Origin of the sequence: Novosphingobium sp. PhB165, assembly GCF_004341845.1 — a bacterium.
Classification (GTDB): domain Bacteria; phylum Pseudomonadota; class Alphaproteobacteria; order Sphingomonadales; family Sphingomonadaceae; genus Novosphingobium.
On sequence record NZ_SLVB01000004.1, the window covers coordinates 82,443 to 106,894 of the forward strand.

General features: G+C 65.2%; 27 protein-coding genes. 10 read left to right on the forward strand and 17 right to left on the reverse strand.

The features are described 5' to 3' along the window. The first annotated feature begins 109 nt into the window (after positions 1–109). Positions 110–1,633 (forward strand): fumarate hydratase, encoded by a 1,524-nt coding sequence (locus EDF56_RS11950; RefSeq protein ID WP_132387663.1) that lies wholly within the window; start codon positions 110–112, stop codon positions 1,631–1,633. Between the two features lie 203 nt (positions 1,634–1,836). On the opposite strand, the gene EDF56_RS11955 is transcribed toward EDF56_RS11950, so the two are convergent. The 10 genes from EDF56_RS11955 to EDF56_RS12000 are packed head-to-tail and all read right to left on the reverse strand — an operon-like array spanning position 1,837 to position 8,537. Continuing rightward, positions 1,837–2,205: an iron-sulfur cluster assembly accessory protein gene (locus tag EDF56_RS11955; RefSeq protein WP_132387665.1), complete on the reverse strand. Its 369-nt coding sequence runs from the start codon at positions 2,203–2,205 to the stop codon at positions 1,837–1,839. Then, the gene (locus EDF56_RS11960; protein WP_132387667.1) at positions 2,202–2,699 is read right to left on the reverse strand and encodes a GNAT family N-acetyltransferase; all 498 of its coding nucleotides are present in this window, start codon (positions 2,697–2,699) and stop codon (positions 2,202–2,204) included. Before EDF56_RS11960 ends, EDF56_RS11955 begins: the two co-directional genes overlap by 4 nt. Then, positions 2,699–3,169, reverse strand: a complete 471-nt coding sequence (locus tag EDF56_RS11965) for an SUF system Fe-S cluster assembly protein (protein WP_132387668.1) — start codon at positions 3,167–3,169, stop codon at positions 2,699–2,701. The genes EDF56_RS11960 and EDF56_RS11965 overlap by 1 nt, the downstream gene beginning before the upstream one ends. Next, positions 3,166–4,365, reverse strand: coding sequence for a cysteine desulfurase (locus EDF56_RS11970; protein WP_132387670.1), 1,200 nt, complete (start codon positions 4,363–4,365; stop codon positions 3,166–3,168). The genes EDF56_RS11965 and EDF56_RS11970 overlap by 4 nt, the downstream gene beginning before the upstream one ends. Further along, positions 4,362–5,099 (reverse strand): SufD family Fe-S cluster assembly protein, encoded by a 738-nt coding sequence (locus tag EDF56_RS11975; protein WP_132387672.1) that lies wholly within the window; start codon positions 5,097–5,099, stop codon positions 4,362–4,364. Before EDF56_RS11975 ends, EDF56_RS11970 begins: the two co-directional genes overlap by 4 nt. Next, a complete protein-coding gene (locus EDF56_RS11980; RefSeq protein WP_165912175.1) occupies positions 5,092–5,301 on the reverse strand; it encodes a hypothetical protein in 210 nt (69 codons plus the stop codon). The genes EDF56_RS11975 and EDF56_RS11980 overlap by 8 nt, the downstream gene beginning before the upstream one ends. Positions 5,302–5,303: 2 nt before the next feature. Continuing rightward, positions 5,304–6,047 (reverse strand): Fe-S cluster assembly ATPase SufC, encoded by a 744-nt coding sequence (sufC, locus tag EDF56_RS11985; RefSeq protein ID WP_132388537.1) that lies wholly within the window; start codon positions 6,045–6,047, stop codon positions 5,304–5,306. A 2-nt stretch (positions 6,048–6,049) separates the two neighbouring features. Beyond that, on the reverse strand, positions 6,050–6,544 hold the full coding sequence (locus EDF56_RS11990) for a DUF559 domain-containing protein (protein WP_132387676.1): 495 nt from the start codon (positions 6,542–6,544) through the stop codon (positions 6,050–6,052). A gap of 46 nt (positions 6,545–6,590) precedes the next feature. Further along, positions 6,591–8,099, reverse strand: coding sequence for a Fe-S cluster assembly protein SufB (gene sufB / locus EDF56_RS11995; RefSeq protein ID WP_132387678.1), 1,509 nt, complete (start codon positions 8,097–8,099; stop codon positions 6,591–6,593). Next, entirely contained in the window at positions 8,100–8,537 is a 438-nt protein-coding gene (locus EDF56_RS12000) for an SUF system Fe-S cluster assembly regulator (RefSeq protein ID WP_132387680.1), read from the reverse strand. Between the two features lie 411 nt (positions 8,538–8,948). Here EDF56_RS12000 and EDF56_RS12005 point away from each other — a divergent pair, with 411 nt between their 5' ends. Together EDF56_RS12005 and EDF56_RS12010 are read left to right on the forward strand one after the other, a co-directional pair. Continuing rightward, positions 8,949–10,007, forward strand: a complete 1,059-nt coding sequence (locus tag EDF56_RS12005) for a quinone-dependent dihydroorotate dehydrogenase (protein WP_132387682.1) — start codon at positions 8,949–8,951, stop codon at positions 10,005–10,007. A 109-nt stretch (positions 10,008–10,116) separates the two neighbouring features. Beyond that, complete coding sequence (locus tag EDF56_RS12010) at positions 10,117–11,934, forward strand: AMP-dependent synthetase/ligase (RefSeq protein WP_132387684.1); 1,818 nt, start codon at positions 10,117–10,119, stop codon at positions 11,932–11,934. Between the two features lie 52 nt (positions 11,935–11,986). Here the strand turns inward: EDF56_RS12010 and EDF56_RS12015 are convergent, their stop codons facing one another. From EDF56_RS12015 to EDF56_RS12040, 7 genes are all read right to left on the reverse strand, one after another. After that, positions 11,987–12,208 carry a hypothetical protein gene (locus tag EDF56_RS12015; RefSeq protein WP_132387686.1) on the reverse strand — a complete coding sequence of 74 codons (222 nt, stop codon included), beginning with the start codon at positions 12,206–12,208 and terminating at the stop codon, positions 11,987–11,989. Between the two features lie 17 nt (positions 12,209–12,225). Continuing rightward, entirely contained in the window at positions 12,226–12,561 is a 336-nt protein-coding gene (locus EDF56_RS12020; protein WP_132387688.1) for a hypothetical protein, read from the reverse strand. A 37-nt stretch (positions 12,562–12,598) separates the two neighbouring features. Further along, positions 12,599–13,486 (reverse strand): bestrophin family ion channel, encoded by an 888-nt coding sequence (locus tag EDF56_RS12025; protein ID WP_132387690.1) that lies wholly within the window; start codon positions 13,484–13,486, stop codon positions 12,599–12,601. After that, positions 13,483–13,713 (reverse strand): hypothetical protein, encoded by a 231-nt coding sequence (locus tag EDF56_RS12030; RefSeq protein ID WP_132387692.1) that lies wholly within the window; start codon positions 13,711–13,713, stop codon positions 13,483–13,485. Before EDF56_RS12030 ends, EDF56_RS12025 begins: the two co-directional genes overlap by 4 nt. A 124-nt stretch (positions 13,714–13,837) precedes the next feature. Beyond that, entirely contained in the window at positions 13,838–13,963 is a 126-nt protein-coding gene (locus EDF56_RS26600; RefSeq protein WP_279389712.1) for a hypothetical protein, read from the reverse strand. Between the two features lie 36 nt (positions 13,964–13,999). Continuing rightward, positions 14,000–14,986 (reverse strand): agmatine deiminase family protein, encoded by a 987-nt coding sequence (locus EDF56_RS12035; RefSeq protein WP_132387694.1) that lies wholly within the window; start codon positions 14,984–14,986, stop codon positions 14,000–14,002. Continuing rightward, a complete protein-coding gene (locus tag EDF56_RS12040) occupies positions 14,983–16,692 on the reverse strand; it encodes a M28 family metallopeptidase (RefSeq protein ID WP_132387696.1) in 1,710 nt (569 codons plus the stop codon). The genes EDF56_RS12035 and EDF56_RS12040 overlap by 4 nt, the downstream gene beginning before the upstream one ends. Positions 16,693–17,010: 318 nt before the next feature. Between EDF56_RS12040 and glnE the strand changes: the two genes are divergently transcribed. From glnE to EDF56_RS12075, 7 genes are all read left to right on the forward strand, one after another. Continuing rightward, the gene (gene glnE, locus EDF56_RS12045; protein WP_132387698.1) at positions 17,011–19,734 is read left to right on the forward strand and encodes a bifunctional [glutamate--ammonia ligase]-adenylyl-L-tyrosine phosphorylase/[glutamate--ammonia-ligase] adenylyltransferase; all 2,724 of its coding nucleotides are present in this window, start codon (positions 17,011–17,013) and stop codon (positions 19,732–19,734) included. Then, complete coding sequence (locus EDF56_RS12050; protein WP_207904690.1) at positions 19,731–20,216, forward strand: peroxiredoxin; 486 nt, start codon at positions 19,731–19,733, stop codon at positions 20,214–20,216. Before glnE ends, EDF56_RS12050 begins: the two co-directional genes overlap by 4 nt. Positions 20,217–20,218: 2 nt before the next feature. Continuing rightward, positions 20,219–21,010: a ferritin-like domain-containing protein gene (locus EDF56_RS12055; RefSeq protein WP_207904691.1), complete on the forward strand. Its 792-nt coding sequence runs from the start codon at positions 20,219–20,221 to the stop codon at positions 21,008–21,010. A 147-nt stretch (positions 21,011–21,157) separates the two neighbouring features. Then, entirely contained in the window at positions 21,158–21,862 is a 705-nt protein-coding gene (locus EDF56_RS12060) for a M23 family metallopeptidase (RefSeq protein ID WP_243652558.1), read from the forward strand. A 159-nt stretch (positions 21,863–22,021) separates the two neighbouring features. Beyond that, complete coding sequence (locus EDF56_RS12065) at positions 22,022–22,255, forward strand: ribbon-helix-helix domain-containing protein (RefSeq protein WP_132387700.1); 234 nt, start codon at positions 22,022–22,024, stop codon at positions 22,253–22,255. Between the two features lie 94 nt (positions 22,256–22,349). Beyond that, a complete protein-coding gene (locus EDF56_RS12070) occupies positions 22,350–23,711 on the forward strand; it encodes a M48 family metalloprotease (RefSeq protein WP_132387702.1) in 1,362 nt (453 codons plus the stop codon). A gap of 38 nt (positions 23,712–23,749) precedes the next feature. Further along, the gene (locus EDF56_RS12075) at positions 23,750–24,448 is read left to right on the forward strand and encodes a DsbA family protein (RefSeq protein WP_132387704.1); all 699 of its coding nucleotides are present in this window, start codon (positions 23,750–23,752) and stop codon (positions 24,446–24,448) included. The last annotated feature ends 4 nt before the right edge of the window (positions 24,449–24,452 follow it).

Genomic DNA, 24,452 nt, shown 5'->3' on the forward strand with positions numbered 1-24,452 from the left:
TTTTCGGCCGTCCAATCGCTGAAAATGCGCTTTTGCGCAAAATCCAAACCCGGTTTAAGGGGCCTACAAAATCACGTGAACCGACAGGAAAACCGGGAGCGCTCTTTCCATGGCCGAAATGGTGACGATCCGCGAAGACGACCTCATCGAGAGTGTTGCCGACGCCCTCCAGTACATCAGCTACTTCCACCCGATGGACTACATCCGCGCGCTGGGCGACGCCTATGAGGCGGAGCAAGGCCCTGCCGCCAAGGACGCCATCGCCCAGATTCTGACCAACAGCCGCATGTGCGCGGAAGGGCATCGCCCGATCTGCCAGGACACCGGCATCGTCAACGTCTTCATCGAATGGGGCCAGAACTGCCGCCTCGAATCCGAGAAGTCGCTGCAGGAAGTGGTCGATGAAGGCGTGCGCCGCGCCTACAACAATGCCGAGAACAAGCTGCGCGCCTCGGTGCTGGCGGACCCCGCCTTTACGCGCCGCAACACCAAGGACAACACGCCTTCGGTGCTTTCGGTCAGCATGGTCCCCGGATCGAAGGTTTCGGTGGACGTTGCGGCCAAGGGCGGCGGCTCGGAAAACAAGTCGAAGTTCAAGATGATGAATCCCAGCGATTCCATCGTCGACTGGGTGATCGAGATGCTGCCGCAGATGGGCGCCGGCTGGTGCCCGCCGGGCATGCTGGGCATCGGCATCGGCGGCACCGCCGAGCACTGCGTCAAGCTCGCCAAGCAGAGCCTGATGGAGCCGATCGACATGGCTCAACTGAAGCAGCGCGGACCCCAGAACGATATCGAAGCGCTGCGCATCGAGATCTTCGACAAGGTGAACGCGCTCGGCATCGGCGCGCAGGGCCTTGGCGGCCTGGCCACGATCTTGGACGTCAAGATCATGGACTGGCCGTGCCACGCCGCCGGCAAGCCGGTCGCCATGATTCCGAACTGCGCCGCCACTCGCCACGCGCACTTCACGCTGGACGGTTCGGGCCCGAGCTTCCTCGAAACGCCGAACCTTGACGATTGGCCGAAGGTGGAATGGGCCCCCGATGCCGGCGCCATCCGCGTCGACCTCGACACCCTCACCCCCGAAATCGTCCAGAGCTGGAAGCAGGGCGATCGCCTGCTGCTGAACGGCAAGATGCTCACTGGCCGCGATGCCGCCCACAAGCGCATCTCCGACATGCTGGCCAAGGGCGAGGAGCTGCCGGTCGATTTCAAGGGCCGCGTGATCTACTACGTCGGCCCGGTCGATCCAGTGCGTGAAGAGGTCGTCGGCCCCGCCGGCCCGACCACCGCGACCCGCATGGACAAGTTCTCCGACACCATGCTCGACCTTGGCCTGCTGGCCAGCATCGGCAAATCGGAGCGCGGCCCTGCTGCCACCGAGTCCATCGCCAAGCACAAGTCGGCCTATCTGATGGCCGTCGGCGGCGCCGCCTACCTCGTCGCCCGCGCGATCAAGGAAGCCAAGGTCGTCGGCTTTGCGGACCTCGGCATGGAGGCGATCTACGAATTCACCGTCAAGGACATGCCGGTGACCGTGGCGGTCGATTCCGAAGGCAAGAACGTCCACCAGCTTGCCCCGCTGGTGTGGAAGGAAAAGATCGCCAAGGAGCATCTGCTTCCGGCGTGATCCTTCTCGGGATTTGAAAACGACGAAGGGGCCGATCCCAAGGCGGGATCGGCCCCTTTGTTTTGCGATTTGGAAAGATCCTCCCCCTCGGGGGAGGTGGCAGCGCGAAGCGCTGACGGAGGGGGCTTTCGGCAGCGTTGCGCCTGCCCCCTCCCCCGCCCTGCGGGCGGTCCCCCTCCCCCGGTGGGGGAGGAGCTAGTAAATCAAACCGTAAAGCTTTCGCCGCAGCCGCACGAACCCTTGGCATTCGGGTTGGCGAACACGAAACCGGCGGTGAAGTCGTCTTCCACCCAGTCCATGGTGCTGCCGATCAGATAGAGCACCGAGGCGCCGTCGATGTAGAACAGGCCGCCGGGAGTCTCGATCTTCTCGTCGAAGGGCTTTTCCTCGCTGACGTAGTCCACCGAATAGGCCAAACCCGAGCAGCCCCGACGCGGGGTGGAGAGGCGCACGCCGATGGTGCCTTCGGGCGCTTCGCCCATCAGCTTGGCGATGCGCGCTTCGGCATTGGCGGTGAGGATGACCGCCGCCGGACGCTGGCGTGCGGGCTTCGTTTCGGTAGCGGTGGTCATAGCTTCTTTTCCCAGAACAGCGCGGTGCCCGCCTGCGGGTCCAGCGCGTAATCGCCGTAGCCGAGCGAGGCGTAGAGGCCCTTGGCCGTGTCATTGCCGCTCAGCACTTCGAGAGTGATCTTGCAGGCGCCGCGCGTGCGGGCCTCTGCCTCTACCGCCAGCATCAGCGCCCGGCCCACGCCTTTGCCGCGTGCCTCGGAAAGCACGGCCATGTCGTGGATGTTCACCAGCGGGCGCGCCGCGAAAGTCGAGAATCCGGTGATGCAGTTCGCCAGCCCGAGAGCCTCGTCACCGGCGAAGGCCAGCAGCGAGAAGGTGCCGGGGTGCGCGGCAAGGCCGGGTACTAGCCGCTCGCGCACGTCGTCCGACAGCGGCTTGCCCCCACCCATCGGATCGCGCGCATAGCTGTCCAGCAGCGCGACCACGCGCGCGGCATCGGCCGCGTCGGCATAGTCGGCAAGACGCACGGTAACGGTAGGGGCAAGCGTCGCCATCAGAGCATGCCCAGTTCGAGCTTCGCCTCGTCGGACATCTTGGCCATGTCCCATGGCGGATCCCAGACGAGATTGACCTCGGCATCGCGCACGCCCGGCACGGCAGACACGCGCATCTCGACTTCGCCGGGCATCGATTCGGCCACCGGGCAATGCGGCGTGGTCAGCGTCATCGTCACCGCGACCGAAGCCTCGGGCGAGACTTCGACGCCATAGATCAGGCCGAGGTCGTAGATGTTCACCGGAATCTCGGGATCGAAGATTTCCTTCAGCGCGTCGATCACGCCGTCGTAGATCGATCCGCCGGGCTGCCCGGGGTCGATGCCCTGCGGCTTTTCGGCAAGGAATCCGTCGAGATAGTCGCGCTTCCGTTCAACAGGGGGAACGGGCACGTCCTCGACACGCGCGCGGGGAGCGGGCGTTACCGAGTCGACTTCCTCGACAGTGAAACTGGGCTTCTGGTCACTCATCCAAAAATTCTCCGGGTGCGCTCGATACCCTTCATGAGCGCCTCGATATCGCTGTCGTCGCTATAGATGCCGAAGCTGGCGCGGGCCGTGGCGGGAACGCCAAGGTGGTCCATCAGCGGCTGTGCACAGTGGTGGCCGGCACGGATCGCGACGCCCTCTTCATCCAATATGGTGCCGAGGTCGTGCGGATGCACCCCGTCCATCGCGAAAGAAACGATGCCGACAGAGTCCGCCGGGCCGAACAGGGTGATGTCGTTGCGCTTGCCCAGTTCGGCGCGCAGCCGGGCAGCCAGATCGCGTTCGTGGCGCTCGGCACGGTCGAGGCCCTGCGCGGTCAGCCAGTCGATGGCGGCGGCAAGGCCAAGGGCCTCGACGATCATCGGGGTGCCCGCCTCGAAACGCTGCGGCGCCGGGGCGTAAGTGGTTTTCTCGAAGGTGACGCGATCGATCATCGACCCGCCGCCCTGCCACGGGGGCATGGCATCGAGCAGCGCCTTCTTCGCCCAGAGCGCGCCGATCCCGGTGGGGCCATAGAGCTTGTGCGCGGAGAAGACGTAGAAATCGCAGTTCATCGCCGCCACGTCGAGGGCGATGCGCGGCGCCGCCTGGCAGCCGTCGATCAGCAGTTTCGCGCCGACGGCATGGGCCAGCTTCGCCGCATGTTCCACGTGGAGCACTGAGCCGAGCACGTTGGAAACGTGGGCAAAGGCCACCAGCTTGTGCGCGGGGGTGAGGATACGCTCGGCCGCTTCAAGGTCGATCCGGCCGTCTTCGGTCAGCGGGCAGACGTCGATTTCCACGCCGGTACGGTCGCGCAGCAGCTGCCACGGCACGATGTTGGAGTGATGCTCCAGCACCGAAAGCAGGATGCGATCACCCGCCTTGAGGTTCTGCACGCCCCAGGTCTGCGCGACGAGGTTGATGGCCTCGGTTGCGCCGCGGGTGAAGACGATCTCATCCTCATGCCCGCCGAGAAACGCGGCCACCTTGCGGCGCGCCGCCTCGAAGGCCAGCGTCATCTCGGCAGAGCGGGCGTAGACGCCGCGATGCACGGTCGCATAGTCGCGGCCCAGCGCATTGACGGTGGCGTCGATCACGGCCTGCGGCTTCTGCGCGGTCGCGCCGGTGTCGAGGTAGTGCCAGTTGCCAGCAAGCCCGGGGAACTGGTCCTTCAGGACGAGCGTATCGGTACTCACAGAATCGCCTCCAGACGGGCAATCGCGGCTTCGTTCAGCATGTTTTCGCCCGGCGCACCGGTGAAGGCTTCTGCCACGAAAGCCTGCAGCATCAGCCGCTTGGCTTCGGGCGGCGTAAGGCCGCGGCTCATCAGGTAGAACAGGCCGTTGGCGTCGAGTTCGCCCACGGCGCAGCCATGTGCCGCCTTGACGTCATCGGCGTAGATTTCCAGTTCCGGCCGGGCATTGGCGGTTGCCGTGCGGTCCAGCAGCATGGCGCGGACCGACTGTTCGGCATCGGTGCCGTCCGCGCCGCGCTCGACGCCGATGCAGCCGAGGTAGGAACCGACCGCATGGCCGGCCAGTACGGTTCGCACGATCTGGCTGGAGGTCGCATCCTTTTCCGCGTGGACCACCTTGGTCACCACTTCCAGCGTCTCGCTGCCGGTGGCGAGCTGTGCGGCGCCCAGCGTGAAGTCAGCGCCTTCGGCCAGCCGCACGTCCACCGCCACGCGGCCATAAGTGGGGCCGGAGGAGAGCACGCGCAGGTCGAACTTCGCGCGGGCACCCAGCGTGATCACCAGATGGCGTGCCACGGCGGAGGCACCGTCCTCGACGATCTGCAGCGATTCCTCGGCACCGGCAGCCACCACGATCTCTTCGCGCGCGATCGGCCAGAGGCCCGCCAGCGCGTCGAAATCGGAATAGCGGAAGTCCTCATCCTTGCGGGTGGGAAGCGTGAGGGTGTCAGTCATTGGCCGCGTTCCCCAGGAAGGCACCCGGAATAGCGGCGAGCCAGCGATTGCCGTTCAGCGAATGGGCGTCGACCGAGAATCCCTGCGGATGTTCGGCAAAGCGGGCAATGGCAGAGGCGGCTTCCGCCTCCGAACCATAGACTCCGACCAGCGTGCTTTCATCCACCTCGGGATCGTCCTCGTGCCAGAGAAGGTAGACCATGCTCATGCGACGACGGCCTCGTAGCCCTCTTCCTCAAGCTGGAGTGCGAGTTCGGGGCCGCCCGACTTGACGATCCGGCCGGCGGCCAGAACGTGGACGAAGTCCGGCTTCACATAGTCCAGCAGGCGCTGGTAGTGGGTGATCAGCAGCACGGCCTTGTCGGGCGCGCGCATGATCGAATTGATGCCCTCGCCGCAGATGCGCAGAGCGTCGATGTCGAGGCCGGAGTCGGTCTCGTCCAGAATCGCCAGCTTGGGATCGAGGATGCCCATCTGCACCATCTCGGCGCGCTTCTTCTCGCCGCCGGAGAAGCCGACGTTCACCGGGCGCTTCAGCATGTCCATGTCCATGCGCAGCAGGCCCGCCTTTTCGCGTGCGAGCTTCAGGAATTCGCCGCCCGAAAGCGGTTCCTCGCCCCGGCCCTTGCGCTGGGCATTGGCCGCTTCACGCAGGAACTGGACGAAGGAGACACCAGGAATCTCGACCGGGTACTGGAAGCCCAGGAACAGGCCGGCGGCGGCGCGCTCGTGCGGTTCCAGTTCGAGCAGGTCCTGGCCCAGGAAGTCCACCGAACCGCCGGTCACGTCATAACCCGGACGGCCGCCGAGCGTGTAGCCCAGAGTCGACTTGCCCGCGCCGTTCGGCCCCATGATCGCGTGAATCTCGCCGGGATTGATCGTCAGCGAGAGACCCTTGAGAATGGGCTTGTCGGCAACATTGGCCTGAAGGTTATCGATCTTGAGCATGGTCATCCTTCGGCTCCCTCGTCGAAACGGGGAGTGGCAGTGGTCCCGGCCTTCCGGCGCGCGGAGCGCTTGTCGAACGGCACGTTAATCTCGGTGTTGATCTCGCGCACGACGCTGTCGATGCGGTCGAGCACTTCGTCCTCGGAGAAGCGCAGCACGCGGATGCCCACTTCGATGAGCTTGCGGTCCTGCAACTCGTTGACGTCCGGGTTGGAGTCCTCGGTGCTGAGCTGGATCACGATCCAGCGCGACGGGCACGAGAAATCGACGATCGCCGAACCGACGATGGCCTGGCGCATGAACTTCACACCGCCCAGCTTCGAGCCGGACAGTTCGGCCCACAGCGCTTTCTGCGCCTCGCTGGGATTGCGGCGCTGGTCCTTGGCGCGCTCCTTCAGCGTTTCGAGGCGCGCGCCGGTCACGTTGAAGCCGGTCTTGGCATCGACCTTCGGTGTGGCGGTCTTGCTGATCCCGAGAGTCTTGCGGGCGGCGGTCATGCGGGGGTTCCTTTGAATGTCTTGCGAGTTTGGAAGCCGGGCATCGTTATCCCACGCTTCCTTCAAGGCTGATGCCCAGCAGCTTCTGCGCTTCGACGGCGAACTCCATCGGCAGCTGCTGAAGCACTTCCTTGGCGAAGCCGTTGACGATCAGCGCCACCGCCTGCTCGGTATCGAGCCCGCGCTGCATGGCGTAGAACATCTGGTCGTCGCTGATCTTGCTGGTGGTCGCCTCGTGCTCAATCTGGGCGCTGGGGTTGCGCACTTCGATATAGGGCACGGTGTGGGCGCCGCATTCCTTGCTGAGCAGCAGCGAATCGCACTGGGTGAAGTTGCGCACGCCTTCGGCATTGGCGGCCACGCGGACGAGGCCGCGATAGGTATTGTTCGACTTGCCGGCCGAGATACCCTTGGAAATGATCGTCGAACGGCTGCCCTTGCCGTTGTGGATCATCTTGGTGCCGGTATCGGCCTGCTGGTAATTGTTGGTGACGGCCACCGAGTAGAACTCGCCCACCGAATCCTCGCCATTGAGGACGCAGCTGGGGTACTTCCAGGTGATTGCCGATCCGGTTTCCACCTGGGTCCACGAGATCTTCGAGCGGGCGCCCTGGCAGAGGCCGCGCTTGGTCACGAAGTTGTAGATGCCGCCCTTGCCGTTGGCATCGCCGGGATACCAGTTCTGCACGGTGGAGTACTTGATCTCGGCATCTTCCAGCGCGACCAGTTCGACCACGGCGGCGTGAAGCTGATTCTCATCGCGCATCGGCGCGGTGCAGCCTTCGAGGTACGAGACGTAGCTGCCCTTCTCGGCGATGATCAGGGTGCGTTCGAACTGGCCGGTATTCTCCGCATTGATGCGGAAATAGGTGGACAGCTCCATCGGGCAGCGCACGCCCTCGGGGATGTAGACGAAGGTGCCGTCGGAGAAGACCGCGCAGTTCAGGGCGGCGAAGTAGTTGTCCTGCACGGGCACGACCTTGCCGAGCCACTTCTTCACCAGTTCGGGGTATTCGCGGATCGCTTCGGAGATCGAGCGGAAGATCACGCCCGCCTGCTCCAGCTCCTTGCGGAAGGTGGTGGCGACCGAAACCGAGTCAAATACGGCGTCCACCGCGATCTTGCGCGAGCCTTCGACGCCGGCGAGCACTTTCTGCTCCTCCAGCGGAATGCCCAGCTTCTCGTAGACGCGCAGAATCTCGGGATCGACCTCGTCCAGGCTCGACAACGAGGGCTTCTTCTTGGGCGCGGCCCAATAGTAGGCTTCCTGATAATCGATCGGCGGTACGTTCAGCTTCGCCCAATCCGGCATCGGCATGTCCAGCCAGCGGCGATAGGCCTTCAGGCGCCATTCGAGCATCCACTCCGGCTCTTCCTTCTTGGCCGAGATGAAGCGGACGGTATCCTCGGACAGGCCCTTGGGGCCATATTCCTGCTCGATATCGGAAACCCAGCCGTGCTCGTACTCCGCCACGCGGGCCGCAGCATCACGCGCGGCCTGATCGCGCAGTTCCGGCGCCTCAGCGCCGATTGCGGGAGCGGTTTCTTCGGTCATTCAAACTTCCTCGACGAGCTGGGTCAGGGCCACTTGCGCCAGAGCGCCGCGCAGCGCCGCATTCACCTGCGGCCAGTGCGGGCGCACATGGCAGCCACCCTCGATCTGGCATTCGGACTTTCCGACATCGAGGCAGGCGGTGAGCGCGATGGGCCCTTCCACTGCCTCGACAATATCCGCAACCGAAATCGTTTCGGGCGAACGGGCGAGCTTCAATCCGCCCCCCACGCCGCGTGACGAGCGCAGCAGGCCGGCGGCGGTCAACTTGCTCACCAGCTTCTGCACGGTGGGCGCGGGCAGCCGGGTTTCCTCGGCCAGTTGCGCGGCCGAGACTCGCCCATGCTTCGAATCACCCGCGACGAGCGGGCATCCGCCGCAATGCCGGGCGGCAGCAGACATGATGACGACGGCATAATCCGCCATGCTCGATAGGCGCATTGGTGAGGCTTTCGGGACCCGCAGCTAAAGTGGATCGTTTTCTTCCGATTTGCACCTAGTGCAGGACCACGGCCGTTTCAATGGAGTTTCGCACAGGATTTACGCGCATTAACCAGCGCACCTGTTGCAAGTCCCTCCGAATCGGAGAGAATATGCAAATTCGGATAAAAAAAGGCGGCCCCCGGCAAGCCGGGAACCGCCCTTAAGGTAATAAAGAACTCGTGCGCATCCCGCTACGAGCCCTTCGGGTCGCAACCCTCATGTAGGCAACGGGCTGGGCGATTTATTGTATAATTGCGACACGGCGTGTCGCGGATCGCACTGTCGCACACGATTCCGCCCTTGCTGCGGCCATTCCGCGACTTTTGAGCCTATGCGAAGAAGCGTTTGAGCCGCGCGGCCGACCCGTTTATGCGCGCCCACGTGATGTACGCGCTGCTCAGACCCGCCCTGTTCCGACTCGATGCCGAATCGGCACACGGTCTCGCCCTCAAGGCCCTCAAGCTGGCGGGCTCCTCGCGCGCGCCCGTTTCGCCCGCGTGCCTGGCCACGCAAGTTGCGGGAATCGCTTTCCCCAATCCGGTGGGCATGGCGGCCGGCTTCGACAAGGACGGCGAAGTGCCGGACGCTCTGCTGGGGCTCGGCTTCGGTTTCGCCGAAGTGGGTTCGATTACTCCCCTTCCCCAGTCCGGCAATCCCAAGCCCCGCTTGTTCCGGCTGGTCGAGGATCGTGCCGTCATCAACCGCATGGGCTTCAACAACCACGGCGGCGAGGCGGCGTTGGCCCGCCTGTCGGCCCGTCGGGACCGTCCGGGCGTGGTGGGCATCAATATCGGCGCCAACAAGGATTCGGTCGATCGCGTGGCCGATTATGCGACAATGGCGCGCATGATGGCGCCGCACGCGACCTATCTTGCGGTGAATATCTCCAGCCCGAACACCCCCGGCCTGCGTGCCTTGCAGGACGAATCGGCGCTGACCGGGCTGCTCGACGCGGTGATCGACGCGCGTGACGCCGCTTGCGGCGCCGCGCCGCGTCCGCCGGTCTTCCTCAAGGTCGCGCCCGATCTCGAACCGGCCGACATCGATGCGATCGCCCGCATCGCTCTCGATCGCGGTCTTGGCGCGCTGATCGTTTCCAACACCACGATTTCGCGTCCCGCCCTTGCTTCGAAGCATGCCGGCGAGACCGGCGGGCTCTCGGGTGCGCCGCTCAGGGACCTTGCGCTTCAGCGCCTGCGCGATTTCCGCAAGGCCACCGGCGGGGCGATTCCCCTGGTCGGTGTCGGCGGTATCGCCAACGCAGAAGATGCCTGGGCCCGTATTCGTGCCGGGGCCAGCCTCGTGCAAGTCTATAGCGCCATGGTCTACGAGGGCCCCGTTATTGCGCGGGCGATCTGCAAGGGTCTGGAATCGCTCATGAAGCGCGACGGCTTTGCAACCCCGTCCGAAGCCGTGGGCAGCGAATAGCGCCTGAAACCGCCGGGTGACGTCACTGGCCGCGCTTGTCGCAACCCCCGCGCGCGCCTAGACATTACCCAACGACAAATCTGATATTTACGAGAGGACCAAGGTCAACATGGATCTTGTTGACTTCGACAACAGCACGAACTTCGTTTCGCTGTTTCTGAAGCGCGCCGATGACCTCGGTGAAACCCCGATGCTCTGGGCCAAGCGCGACGGCGCGTGGCAATCCGTCAGCTGGGCCGAAGCGGCGCGCCGCGTCTGCATGATGGCCTCGTCGCTGCGGCGGATGGGCCTGCGCGACGGGGACCGTGTGCTGATCGTCTCGGAAAACCGCCCCGAATGGTGCCTCTCCGATCTCGCGATCATGGCGGCGGGCTGCGTGACGGTGCCCACGTACACCACCAACACCACGCGCGATCATATCCATATTCTGGAGAACTCGGGCGCACACGCTGCCATCGTCTCCTCCGCCAAGCTCGGCAAGGCGCTCTTGCCCGCGATCGTGCAGACGGACTTGTGCCGCCATGTGATCGGCATGGAGCAGATGCCCGCGTTGCAGGGCGGCTCTTTCGAGACTCACGACTGGAACAGCCTGATCCAGGGCGATCCGGTGGCCGCGCGTGCCGAAGTCGAGGCGCGCCTCACCCACTTCGGCCGCAATGATCTTGCCTGCATCATCTACACCAGCGGCACCGGCGGCGCCCCGCGCGGGGTGCGTCAGCACCACGGCATGCTGCTGACCAATGTTGCCGGTGCGGCGCAGATCATCGTCGATGATTTCGGCTGGCAGCCGGGCGAGACGTTCCTTTCGTTCCTGCCGCTGAGCCACGCCTATGAGCATACCGGCGGTCAGTTCCTGCCGATCGGTCTCGGCGGGCAGATCTATTACTCCGAAGGCCTCGACAAGCTGGCCGCCAATATCGAGGAAGTGCGTCCGACCGTGATGGTCGTGGTGCCACGCCTCTTCGAAGTGCTGCGCACGCGCATCATGAAGCAGATCGAGAAGCAGGGCGCCATCGCTTCGCGGCTGATGGAACAGGCCATCGGCCTTGGCGAGCGGCAGCAGGCCGGACGCTGGCGGCTGGGAGACAAGGCGCTCAACCTCGTGCTCGAACACACGCTGCGGCCCAAGGTGCGCGCCAAGTTCGGCGGCCGCATCAAGGCGCTCGTTTCGGGTGGGGCGCCGCTCAATCCCGAGATCGGCGTGTTCTTCGATTCGATGGGCCTGACGCTGCTCCAGGGCTACGGCCAGACCGAGGCCGGGCCGATCATCAGCTGCAACCGCCCCGCTGCCGGCATTCGCCATGACACCGTGGGCCCGCCGATGCGCGACGTTGAGGTGAAGATCGCCGCCGATGGTGAGATCCTCGTGCGCGGCGAACTCGTTATGCAGGGTTACTGGCAGAACGATGCCGCGACCCGCGCGGTGCTGATCGATTCCGGATCGGGGCTGTGGCTCCATACCGGCGATATCGGCCATATCGACGATCGCGGCCGCATCCGCATCACTGACCGCAAGAAGGACATGATCGTCAACGACAAGGGCGACAACGTCTCTCCGCAAAAGGTGGAATCGATGCTGACGCTCCAGCCCGAGATCGCGCAGGCCATGGTCTGGGGCGATCGCAGGCCCTACATCGTCGGCCTCATCGTTCCCGATGCCGACTGGGCGCTCGATTGGGCCAAGGCCAATGACGAGAAGTTCGATTTCAAGGCGCTCCAGCGCCTTCCGGCCTTCCGCACAGCGATCCGCAGCGCCATCGACCAGGTCAACACCGACCTCTCGGTGATCGAGAAGGTCCGCCAGTTCACGTTCGCCGACGAACCCTTCTCGATAGAGAACGAGGAAATGACCCCCAGCCTGAAGATCCGTCGGCACAAGCTGAAGGAACGCTACGCCGACCGGCTGGACGTGCTCTACCGGAACTGAAGGATTCAACCGTGACCGGGTGAGCTTGGGCTAACCCGGTTGCGGTTGCCGATCAGGATTCAGGCAGAGACCGATCGGTGCGCGCCTGAATCCGACGGGCTCGCGCGCGGCCGCCTGCTGCGACAAGAACACTGGTGCTCAGCAGAATCCCGGAAACCAGTATGCCCACGGCCACGAGTCCCGGCGGGCTGAAATCCGTGCGCGCTTCCAGCTTGAACCAATTGCCGATGCGCACGGCGGCGCGGGCGGTCTGGCGATCTTTGGAAAGGCGCATGGACAACTCCCTATCGGTTAGGCCGTCAAACGGTCCAGCCAGGCCTGAGCCTGCTTCGGCTCTCCCACGGCATCGGCCTTGACCGGCCCGCGCGCGGCGAGAAATTCCTGATGGAGTGCGAAAGCCTCCATATCGAGCTGATCGCGCAAGTCGTCGATGACTTCGGCGAGTTCGATAAGGTGGTCCACCGTCGGCGCGACCTTTACGCGCGCCGCCCGGTCCTTGTTGTGATCGAACAGACCCCACGTTCCCGCCGCCGTCACGCGAAGGGCTTCGATCAAAGCCGCGCGGTACTCGATTTCGAGGTCGCTGCGGCGGGTGTCCATACGTTCGAGACGGTCTGCTCTGGCCATAGGCTGTCCTAGGCTCCTACGCCTCGCCGTCAACCGGTCACCACAGCACGCCGTGTGGATCGGGGGTTATCGCAGGCGGCGGCGCCTCGCCGATCGACTGGAGGAGGTCGATCTCGATCGTGCGGCACATCGCGTTGAGCGGCAGGTCGTGCACGGTATTGGCGAAGGGATCGACCAGATCGTCACCGATGGCCAGCACCGACAGGAACATGAGACCGGCAAGCGTGGAGCCGAGCGGCGTGGCGAACCCCAGCGGTTCGACCAGCGTGATGGGCAGAAGCACGCAGAAGATATGCGTGAACAGCGTCGGGAAGAACCGGTACTGGTTGGGCAGCGGCGTGTTCTTGAGCCGCTCCATGCCGCCTTGCGCATTGGCGATATCGACGAGCACGCGCTCCATCTGCGCTTGCTGGATAGTGTCGATCCAGCCGGTGCGGCGGGCCTCGTCAATGCGGCGACCGGTGCCGTCGAGAATGCCGTTGGCCACGTTTACGCGCGCCAATGCAAGGTCGGCCTCGCCCTGCGGAAGCAGGCGGATCACTTCGCCGTCGGGCGTCTGGCGGCGCAACTGGCAGCGCAGCGCGTTGACGTAGGCGATCTGGCGCATGACGATCCGGCGCTTCATCTCGGCCGCCTCGGGATCGGGCATGAAGTTGCGGGCCGCGCGTGAGAGATTGCGGCTGGCATTGATCATCAGCCCCCACAGGCCTCGCCCCTCCCACCAGCGCTGATAGGCCGAATTGCTCCGGAAACCGAGAAACAGTGCGAGCGCGGAGCCGAACAGGGTGATCGGCAATTCGGGGGCGTGAAACGGGAACATGAACCACGCGACAGTCACGATCACGTCCCAGACGAACAGGACCGTAAGCGGCTTCCAGATTTCGCGGACAAGCTGGACGGGATGCAGCGAGGGAGTGACGATCATGGTGCTGCGGGCGCCTCCGGGGTCTGGCCCGAGTGATCGGCCACCGCGTGCGAGAGCGAGACCGAGGTGCCCGTGGCGGGCTTCAAGGAAAACCACTCCGCCCGGTCGATGGCAATCAGGAATCCCAGCACTCCCAAACCGAAGAACAACAACAGCATGTTCGAGCGCATCGCCTGACGAAGGCGCTCGCGGTCTTTGGCGGAGGTGTGAGTGGCGTGGGGGCGCATCGGGAAGTCTCCTTGCGATCAGGGGGAGACTTCAAACTGGGGGCTGCCCGTTAACGGCGTACGGTCTGTTCGTGATAAAGTTTTGCTGCAATGCAGCATGACGGCTCTGTATCGCGAGGCCGCCTCAAAAAGGCAGGGCGGTCTTGGCCAGAATCAGCGCGAGCGCGCAGCCGCTCACCACCGTCATGCGCAGCCATTCGGCCTGCGGGATGGCGGCAGCGTTTTGCGTAAGGGTCAGTACACGAGCCATGCCCCGCAGACTGCGCTTCGAGGCGTTGCGAATCCGTTAAACGATCCGCGACGGCATCTGCTGGCTGGAGCAGTGGAAGGAACCACCACCGGCCAGCACGGCATCGGCCATGACGCCCACGGTATCGCGATCGGGGAACAATTCGGCGATGGCGGCAATGCCGTCCGCGTCGTGCTCGGTGCCGTAGATCGGCACGACCACCAGCTTGGAAGTGATCGCGAAGTTCATGTAGCTGGCCGGCTCGATCCGGCCGTCAGACTCAACCCGGCCCGGTGAGGGCACTTCGCGCACGGTCACGCCCATCGCCTCGGCCCGGGCCTTGGCATCGGCGTAGATCGCGGCGTTGGGATCGTTCGGGCCGGTCGCGCGCGGCAGGGCCAGAACATTCGGCGCCACGAAGCGTGCAAGGTTGTCGACATGGCCGTCGGTATGGTCGTTGATCAGACCGTCACCCAGCCACAGCACGCGGTCGTAGCCCAGATCGCGCTTCAGACGCATTTCCAGATCACTGCGCGTCAGGTGCGGGTTGCGGTTGGGGTTGAGCAGGCACTGTTCAGTGGTGGCGACCAGCCCGGTGCCGTCGCCATCCAGCGCGCCGCCTTCCAGAATCCAGTCCGAGGTTTCCACCTCCAGCCCGGCATCGCGCGCCAGTTCGGCGCCGATTTCCTGGTCTCCATCCATCAGGTACTTGCCGCCCCAGCCGTTGAAGCCGAAGCGCATGGCCTTGAGCGCGCCAGCACCGTCGGCACAGACCAACGGCCCGGTATCGCGCAGCCAGACGTCGCCATAGCGGCGCACTTCCAGCGAGACCTTGGACGAGACGAGCGAGGCCGCGCGCGCGCGGTTGGCCTCGTCCCGCACGATCAGGCGCACTTCTTGCCCCGATTCGGCCACGGCCGAGGCGAACTCGGCCATCTGCATTTGGGCGGCTTCCAGGAAGCCCGGCCATTCGACCGGGTCATGCGGGAAGCCGATCCAGATCCAGTCTTGTGGATGCCATTCGGGGGGAAGGGCGAAAGTCACTTGTGGCAGCCTCCTTGAGCCGCCGCGCAAGCCTTGTCGCGGATCGCGCGGAATTCGTCGGTTTCATGCCAGTTCGGCCAGAAGTCCGAATCGGCGAGCGTGCGGCCGAGCCGATAGTAGAGCCCCGCCGTCTGGGCAATGCCGTCCCAGTTCCACGCCTCGGAGTACTCATCCTTCGGCCCGTGATAGCGGTTCGAGTTGTAGTCCTCGCTGGCTGCATCACCTGCGGCCTTGCCGCCGTCCACCCAGTCGGTGCTGGCGGCCAGATCGAACATCGGCACGCCGCGCTTCGCCATCGAGAAGTGGTCGGAACGGTAGTAGTAGCCGCGCTCGGTATGTTCCTCGGGCACTTCGGTCAGGCCCTCGTCCGCCAGTTCATCGCGGAAGATCGAGGTGAGATCGGACTTGTCGCCACCCGTCATCGCATAAGATCGCGTGCGGCTGCCCGGCAGCAGCGCATCCATGTTGACGCCGCCCACGGTGTGGTCGAGCGGGTAGATCGGGTTGGCGGCGTAGTATTCCGAACCGAGCAGACCCGATTCCTCCAAGGTCACCGCCACGAAGACCTGGCTGCGCGCGGCGGGGCCGGCCTTGGCATTGGCCTCTGCAATCGCGGCCAGCGCGGCGACGCCGGTGGCATTGTCCACCGCGCCATTGCAGATGCCGTCGCCGGTCTTGTCCGGCGTGCAGTGGCCAAGGTGGTCCCAGTGCGCCGAATAGAGCACGTATTCATCCGGACGCACCTTGCCCGGCAACACGCCGACGACGTTGTGCGAGGTGGAGCGGCGGATCGCATTGTCGAAGCCCAGGCTGACCTTCAGGCCCAGCGGCACCGGCTTGAAGCCCTTCTGCTTGGCGGCGGCCGACAGCGTGGCAAGGTCCTTGCCCGAGGCCTTCAGGATCGATTCGGCGACCGACTTCTGGATCCAGCCGTTGGCTGCGGTTTGGTCCATATCGTCGTTCGGCGTCGCCACGCGGTACTGCGCGCCGGTCCAGCTGGAATTGACGACGTTCCAGCCATAGGCGGCGGGGAAAGTGTCGTGCACGATCAGCGCGGCGGTCGCGCCCTGACGTGCGGCTTCCTCGAACTTGTAGGTCCAGCGGCCGTAATAGGTCATGCGGCGGCCCTTGAAGGGGCCTTCCTCGGTGGCGGCGTCATAGTCGGCATCGTTGACCAGGATGACCGCGGTCTTCCCGTGCATGTCGATCCCGGCATAGTCGTTCCAGCCCAGTTCCGGCGCGTTGATGCCATAGCCGACGAAGACCAGTTCGCTGTCCTTCACCTGCGTCTTGGGCGTCACGCGGTAGCTGGCGGCCACATAGTCGTCGCCGAACTTGAACGAGAGCGGCGTCTTGCTACCCGTCACCGTCAGCGCGGAATGGTTGCTGCCGGTGATCTCCACCGTCGGCACGTCCTGCAGCCACTGGCCCTTGTTGCCCGGCTGGAGCCCGGCCTTCTTGAAGGACGCGATGATGGTGTCGAGCACCTTGGGCTCCGCACTCGTGCTGGGCGCTCGGCCTTCGAAATCGTCGGAGGACAGCGTCTTCACCAGTGTCTTCATGTTGTCGACCGACAGCTGCGGTGCCGGTTCGGTGGTCATCGCCGGAGGCGGCAGGGCCTTGCCCTTGGGCAGCTTGGGGGCGGCGATGGCGGCCGTGCCGAGGCACAGGGCAACAGAGGCAAGCAGGGCAGCGGTGCGTTTCATTGTCTGGGCGATCCTGTTTGGGGCTCCGGTTCTCCGGGCCTCCGGTACTTTTGGATGACCGGCGTCGTGCCAGAGGCAGGCGGCAGGCACAAGGCGGAGCCGACCCACGGCATCTTCGACACTCCTCCAAAGTACCCTCCTTCGTCATTGCGAGCGCGGCGAAGCAATCCAGGAGCGGTTTGTGCGGCACTGGATTGCTTCGCTGCGCTCGCAATGACGAGAAACGAGTGATCGGCATGCGCGGATCGGCACGACCCACGTCCTTCAAACCAACCGACACGCTTGCCCTCACGCTCCCGCTTGGGCAGGAACCCCGGCATGGATGCCGAACTGCAAGCCGACTGGACCGGCGCGATTGAACGCGCGCGTGCCCACGCCCCCTACCTCGCCTCGCTGCTGGACCGGCATCCGGACCTCACCGCGCTGCTGGCACAAGGCAAGGGCGAGGAAGCGCTGGCGTTCGCTCGCAATGTCGGCAGCGGCATCGACGATGTCGGCATCGCGCTGCGCTGCGAGAAGCAGGCATTGGCTCTCGCCCTCGGCATCGGCGACCTTGCCGGGGCCTTCCCGTTGCTCCGCGTCACCGGCGAGCTTTCCGCACTGGCCGACCGTGCGCTCGATGGCGCCATTGCCGAGGGTATCCGTCGCCGCGTGCCCGATGCGGAACCCGCCGGTTTCCTCGCCCTCGCGCTCGGCAAGCATGGCGCCGGTGAACTCAACTACAGTTCGGACATCGATCCGATCCTGCTGTTCGATCCCGAACTGCTCCCCCGGCGAGAGCGGGACGAGCCGGGCGAGGCTGCCCAGCGCGTGGCGCGCGCAGTGGTGGAAACACTCGGCAAAGTCACCGATCACGGCTACGTCTTCCGCATCGATTTGCGCCTGCGCCCCGCTTCCGAAGTCAGCCCGCTGGCGATTTCGATCAACGGGGCGCTGACTCATTACGAATCGTCCGCGCTGGCGTGGGAGCGCGCCGCCTTCATCCGCGCCCGCGCCTGTTCGGGCGACATTGCGGCGGGCGAGGCTTTCCTGGCCGCGATCCGCCCCTTCGTCTGGCGCAAGAGCCTGGACTTCGGCGCGATTGCCGAGATCGGCCGCCTCACTGCGCAGATCCGCGCCAATACACGCGGCAGCGCCACGGTCGGCCCCGGCTTCGACCTGAAGAAAGGGCGCGGCGGCATTCGTGAGGTGGAGTTTTACGCCCAGACCCATCAGCTGATTCACGGCGGCCGCAACCCCGCGCTGCGCCTGCGCGGCACCCGCGCCACGCTGGACGCGCTGGCCGAAGCCGGGCTGGTGCCGGCCGAGGATGCGCGCCTGCTGGGTGAAAGCTACGACCGCCTGCGCACCATCGAACACCGCCTGCAGATGCTGCAGGACCAGCAGACCCACGCCCTGCCGATGCGTCCCGAAGCGCTGGAAGCCGTGGCCCGGCTCGACGGCCTTCCCGATGGCGAAACCTTGCTGAACGAACTGCGCGAGATCACCGATGCCGTGGGCGAACGCTATGACGCGCTGGTCATGGCCAACACCCCGCTCGGCCCGACCACGCAAGTCGCCATGCCCGCGCAGGACGACTTGCGTGACGAACTGGCCGGTCTTGGCCTTGCCGATGCCGAAACGATGGCCCACCGCGTGGAAGGCTGGCTCTCCGGCGGGATGCGGGCGCTGCGTTCGGACGCGGCGCGCGCCGCCTTCGCCAGCGTGCGCGCCGATCTGTTCGCCGCGCTGGCTGCCGCGCCGGAGCCGGAGCGCGCCTTCGCCCGATTCGAAAAGCTGCTGAACAACCTGCCCTCCGCCATCAACCTGTTCCGCCTGCTGGAAGCCCGTCCCGCGCTGCTGGAACGGCTGGCGCGCATCCTCAGCCTTGCGCCCACTCTGGCCGACGCCTTGGCCCGGCGTGCCGATCTGCTGGACCCGCTGATCGATGCCAGTGCCTTCGACCTGCCCGGATCGGTGGAGGAACTGGTTGCCGAATTCACCCAGTTCGAGCCGGGTGCCGACTACGAACAGAAGCTGGGCACCGTGCGCCGCAAAGTGGGCGACCGCCGCTTCGCCCTTGGCGTGCAACTGATCGAGGGCGCGAACGATCCGCTGGACATCGGCCACGCCCTCGCCCGGATTGCCGAGGCCGCGCTGGTGGTGCTGACCGATGCCGCACTGGAGGAATTCCGCGCCGTCCACGGCGTGGTGCCGGGCAGCGAACTGGTCGTGCTCGGCCTTGGCCGCATGGGCGGCGGCGTGCTCACCCACGCCTCCGACCTCGATCTGATCTATCTGTTCACCGGCGATTTCGCGGGCGAATCGGATGGCCGGCGGCCGCTGGGGGCAACGCTCTATTACAACCGCGTCTCGCAGCGCGTGACCGCCGCGCTGTCGGTGCCGACGGCCGAAGGCGCGCTCTACGAAGTCGACACCCGCCTGCGTCCCTCGGGTGAGCAGGGCCCGCCCGCCGCCAGCCTCGACAGCTTCGCGCGCTATCAGCAGGAACAGGCGTGGACCTGGGAACACATGGCGCTCTGCCGCGCCCGTCCGCTCTACGGCTCGGCCGAGGCGCGCGCCGATCTCGGCGAGGTGATTCACAGCGTGCTCGCCGCCCCCCGCGATGGGGACAAATTGCGCGCGGACGTGCTGGAAATGCGCGCCAAGATGGCCGGGCACAAACCCGCCAAGGGCCCGCTCGACGTGAAGCTGATGCGTGGCGGGCTGGTGGACCTCGAATTCCTTGTCCACTTCACCCAGTTGCGCAGCGGGCTTGGCCTCGATCCCGACCTGGGCGCGGCGCTGCAATTGCTGGTGGCGGACGGACTGCTGCCAGCCACGCTGGTAGAATCGCATGACGTCATGACGCGTCTGCTGGTGGCCGGCCGCCTCTTCGCGCCCGATACCCAGGTGCCTGGCAAGCCCTCCTGCATGGCGCTGCAACGCGCCTGCGGCTATGGCGCGTGGCAAGATCTTGAATCCGCCCTCGCCCGGGCCCGCGCGCATGTCGCCGCGAGTTGGAGCGAGACTTTCGGCGAAACACTGGAGATGAACCCATGAGCAGCACCATTTCCGGGCGCCCCGCCGCCGGCCACCCGTTCCCCGATATCGCGCTGGAAACGCCCGAAGGCGGCAGTGTGAAGGCTTCGGACTTCGCGGGCCGGAAGCTGGTCGTGTTCTTCTATCCCAAGGACAATACCCCCGGCTGCACCACCGAAAATCTCGATTTCTCGGCGCTGAAGGGTGAGTTCGATGCGGCCGGCGTCGCCCTGCTGGGCGTCAGCAAGGATTCGGCGAAGAAGCACCAGAACTTCATCGCCAAGCATGACCTCAAGGCCCCGCTCGCCAGCGATGCCGAGGAAGGCGGGCTGTCCGACGCGCTCGGCATCTGGACCGAAAAGCAGAACTATGGCCGCACCTACATGGGCATGGTCCGCACCACCTATCTGATCGGCCCGGACGGCAAGATCGCCCGCGTGTGGGACAAGGTGAAAGTAAAGGACCATGCCGCGCAGGTGCTGGAGGCCGCAAAGGCGCTCTGATCATGCAGTCCGTTGCCGCAGCCATTCGCGAGGTGCTGCTGGAATCCGATCCCGGCGCCAAAGTCATGGCCACCCGCAAGGTGGCGCGCGACTGGCGACACGAACGGCTCGCTTATGCCTTCGATGTCGAAATGCCCGAGGAACCGGGCCGCCCGGCAGAGCCCGAACTGCTGCCGCCTAATCGCATGCCCAAGCGCGGCAAGGGCGGTTCGGAGCGCGGCCGATTGGCGCTCTGGCATGCGCTGGCGCACATCGAATTCGTTGCCATCGACCTCGCGCTCGACATGGCGGGGCGATTCGGTGGGCAGATGAACCCGGGCTTCGTCAGCGATTTCCTCTCGGTCGCTGCCGACGAAGCGCTGCACTTCGCGTTGCTGGACCGGCACTTGCGCACGCAGGGGAGCCACTACGGCGCCCTCCCTGCGCACAGCGGGCTGTGGGACGCCGCGCATGAGACTCGACATGATGTCGCTGCCCGCCTCGCGGTGGTGCCTATGGTGCTGGAAGCGCGCGGTCTGGACGTGACGCCGGCTACTTTAGAGCGAGTGCGTAGCCTTGGCGACGAGCGGGGCGCGCGCATTCTCGAAAGAATCCTTGACGATGAAATCCGCCACGTCCGTTTCGGTTCAACACATTTCGCCGCATGCGCCGAAGCGATGAACGGTGAACCGGCGGAACTTTGGAAAACCCTGGTTTCCCGCCATTTTCGTGGGGCTGTTAAGCCACCGTTCAACGACTCAGCGCGCCTCGCTGCCGGTTTATCGCGGGATTTCTACCTTGGGGTTGTCTGTTAGGAACTGATCGGCATAACTCCACTTCGCGAGACGGCGGGGGGTTCCGACCATCTCAAAACTTAGGGTTCGCGGCATGCCAAAGGCGTGCCCGTCGATAACGACAACGTCGTGTCCTTGCGGATTGCGGCGGATAACAAGGTATTGCGAGTGGTCGTAACCAAACTCATTGCCAAGTTCCGCACGGTGACGGCTACTGTCGCCATCGCGGGTCTTTCGATGGCAGCTCACCCCGCCCTGGCCAACAGCGCCGCAGCCGCCGCCGACATCTCGGCCCCGCTGCGCGCCGCTCAGGCCGCCAATCAATCCGCCAGCGGTGGTGAGGACGAACAGTTCCGCACCCTCTTCAGCTCCTGGCAGAACTACGAGGAAACCGGCCTCGCCGCGGCCAAGGCCAAGCCGGCGATCCCCGGTACCGCCCGCCTTTCCGGCGTCAATATCCCCTCGCGCACTCCGCTTGAAGGCCTTCGCCTGACCAGCAGCTTCGGTATGCGTGAACACCCGATTCTCGGCGGTCGCCGCGCACACAAGGGCATCGACCTTGCCGCGCCCGTCGGCACCCCGATCTACGCAACCGCTGACGGTGTCGTCGGCAAGGCATCCTGGTTCGGTGGCTACGGCCTGTTCGTCGAACTGGAACACGGCGGCGATCTCGAAACCCGCTATGGCCACATGTCCCGCCTCAACGTTGCCGAGGGCCAGATGGTCCACAAGGGCGACGTGATCGGCTACGTTGGCACCACCGGCAACTCGACCGGCCCGCACCTTCACTATGAAGTGCGCATCGACGGTGAGGCCGTGAACCCGCTCCCCTACCTGCAGGGCGATCAGGTCGCGGTGGCCGACAAGAACTGACACAAGTTTCAAACCGGTCAGGAACCGCGGCAAAGACGGTCCGGCCACTATGGTTTGGAGAGGAGGGAAGAGGCGGCTTCAGAGCCGCCTTTTCTTTTGCCGGCTCGCTCCATGAGGATTGGGGTTCGACTTGAAGCGGACGGGCGTTAGTCTGCGCCTATGACCTCGCCGTATCATCCCCCGGTCAAACGCTCGGTCGAGATCGCCGGGCACAAGACCTCGATCAGCCTCGAACCGGTGTTCTGGGACATGCTCAAGGCCGCCGCCGTGGACGCGGGCGTGCCGGTCAACGCGCTTGTCGCGCGGATCGATGCGGAACGGCTGGAGGCGGACGTGCCGCCCGGTCTCGCCGGGGCCATCCGGGTCTGGCTGGCGACCACTCGAAAGGCTTGATCGCCATCTTTTTATCGACTTGCTAGCCTTGTGCCGGACGCTAGGCTGTGGGAGCTTAAGCCCCGGTTCAGCGCGAAAGGTTCCAACAGCGCCTATGTCGTTCGCGCGTATCGCCGCATTGGTCCTGACATTCCTGGCGCTGTTCGGCTGGTCCGCCTCGCCGGCTGTGGCGCAGTCGATCCTGCGCGACGCCGAGACCGAGGCGCTGCTCAAGGACATGGCGCGGCCGCTGATCGTGGCTGCCGGACTCGACCCCACGCATGTCGACATCGTTCTGGTGAACGATTCCTCGGTCAATGCCTTCGTCGTCGGCGGGCAGGCGGTCTACGTGAACTCCGGCCTCATCAATGAGGCTGATACCGCCGCGCAAGTGCAGGGCGTGATCGCGCACGAGCTTGGTCACGTCACGGGCGGCCACGCCGTTCTGAATCAGGGCGAGAAGTCTGCCACCAGCATTTCGCTGCTCTCGTTGCTGCTCGGCGCGGCGGCGGCGGCGGCCGGCGGCGGCGAGGCGGCGATGGGTGTGATCATGGCGGGCCAGCAGGCGGCCATGGGCAATTTCCTCGCCTATACCCGTGCGCAGGAAGCTACGGCCGACGCGGCGGGCGCGAAGTTTCTCTCGGAGGCCGGGATCAGCGGGCGCGGTTCGCTGGAATTCTTCCAGAAGCTTCAGAACCTTGAATTCCGCTACGGCTATCGCCCGCAGGACGGGGACGAGTTCTACTCCACCCACCCGCTGACCGGCGACCGTATCCAGACGCTTCAGGACACTTACGAAAAGGACCCGGCCTGGTCCAAGCCGGACGATCCGAAGATCCAGGCTCGCTTCGTGCGCATGAAGGCCAAGCTGTTCGGCTATCTGGCCGAGCCGCGCGATGTGTTCCGCGTCTACCCGCAAACCGACAATTCGGTGCCCGCGCACTATGCCCGCGCCTATGCGTGGCACCGCCAGTCGGAGATGGACCGCGCCACCGCCGAGACCGACGCACTGCTGATGGTGGATCCCAATGATCCCTATTTCCTGGAACTCAAGGGCCAGATCCTGCTCGAATCGGGCCAGCCGAACGATGCGCTCGTACCCTTGCGCAAGGCGACCGAACTGACCGCCTACCAGCCGCTGATTGCCACGCTGTTCGGCCACGCGTTGATCGCGACCGAGGACCCGCAGCATTTCAAGGAAGCCGAGACGGTGCTCAAGAACGCCGCCGCGCGGGACCGGGAGAATCCCTTCACCTGGTACCAGCTCGGAACGATCTACGCGGCCAACGGCGACATACCGCGCGCAAGGCTCGCCAGCGCCGAGCAGCAATCGCTGTCCAACCAGATGGATGCCGCGCTGATGAATGCGCAGGCTGCCGAAGTGGGCCTGCCGAGCGGCTCGCCCGACTGGCTGCGGGCGCAGGACATCGAAATGGAAGCGCGCGCGGCGCTGGAACGCAACAAGAAGCGCCGCTAGAGCGAAGCTTCGAGACGAATACGGGAACGACGAAAACCATGGGACTTGGCACGAAGATCGCAGCGACGGCCGTGGGCCTCGCTCTTGTTGGCACGGGCGTCTGGTTTGGCGGGCCGGTGATCGCTGGCCGCGTGATTCACAACTATCTCGTTACCAACCCCGAAGTGCTCAACGAGGCGATGGATGCGCTTCAGGCCAAGCAGGCCAAGGCGCAACTCGCAGGCGTGCGGCAGAGTGTAGAGACGCCCTTCCCCGGCGCCGTGCTCGGCAATCCTAATGGCGCCATCACGCTTGTCGAATTCACCGACTATGCCTGCGGCTATTGCCGCCGCAGCTTGCCCGATGTTGCGCAGCTTATTGCCAAGCACCCGGACTTGCGCATTGTCGTGCGCGAACTGCCGATCATCAGCCCGCATAGTCCCGAAGCCGCGCGCATGGCGCTGGCCGCCGCCGAGCAGGGCAAATTCGCCCCGTTCCGCGAAGCCATGTTCGCGTCCGGACAAGTCGATCCGCAAGCCATCGACGCGGCGGCGAAGGCGGCCGGGCTCGACATGGAACGTGCCCACAAGGTTGCCGCCAGCCCGGTCGTCGAACAGGAACTCCAGCGCAATATGGACGTCGCCGGAAGGCTTGGCTTCAGTGGTACGCCGAGCTGGGTCGCGGGCGACCGCCTGATCTCGGGCGCGGTCGGCTTCGATCAGCTATCGCAGGCGGTTGCGGACGCGCGTGGGGGATAGCGCG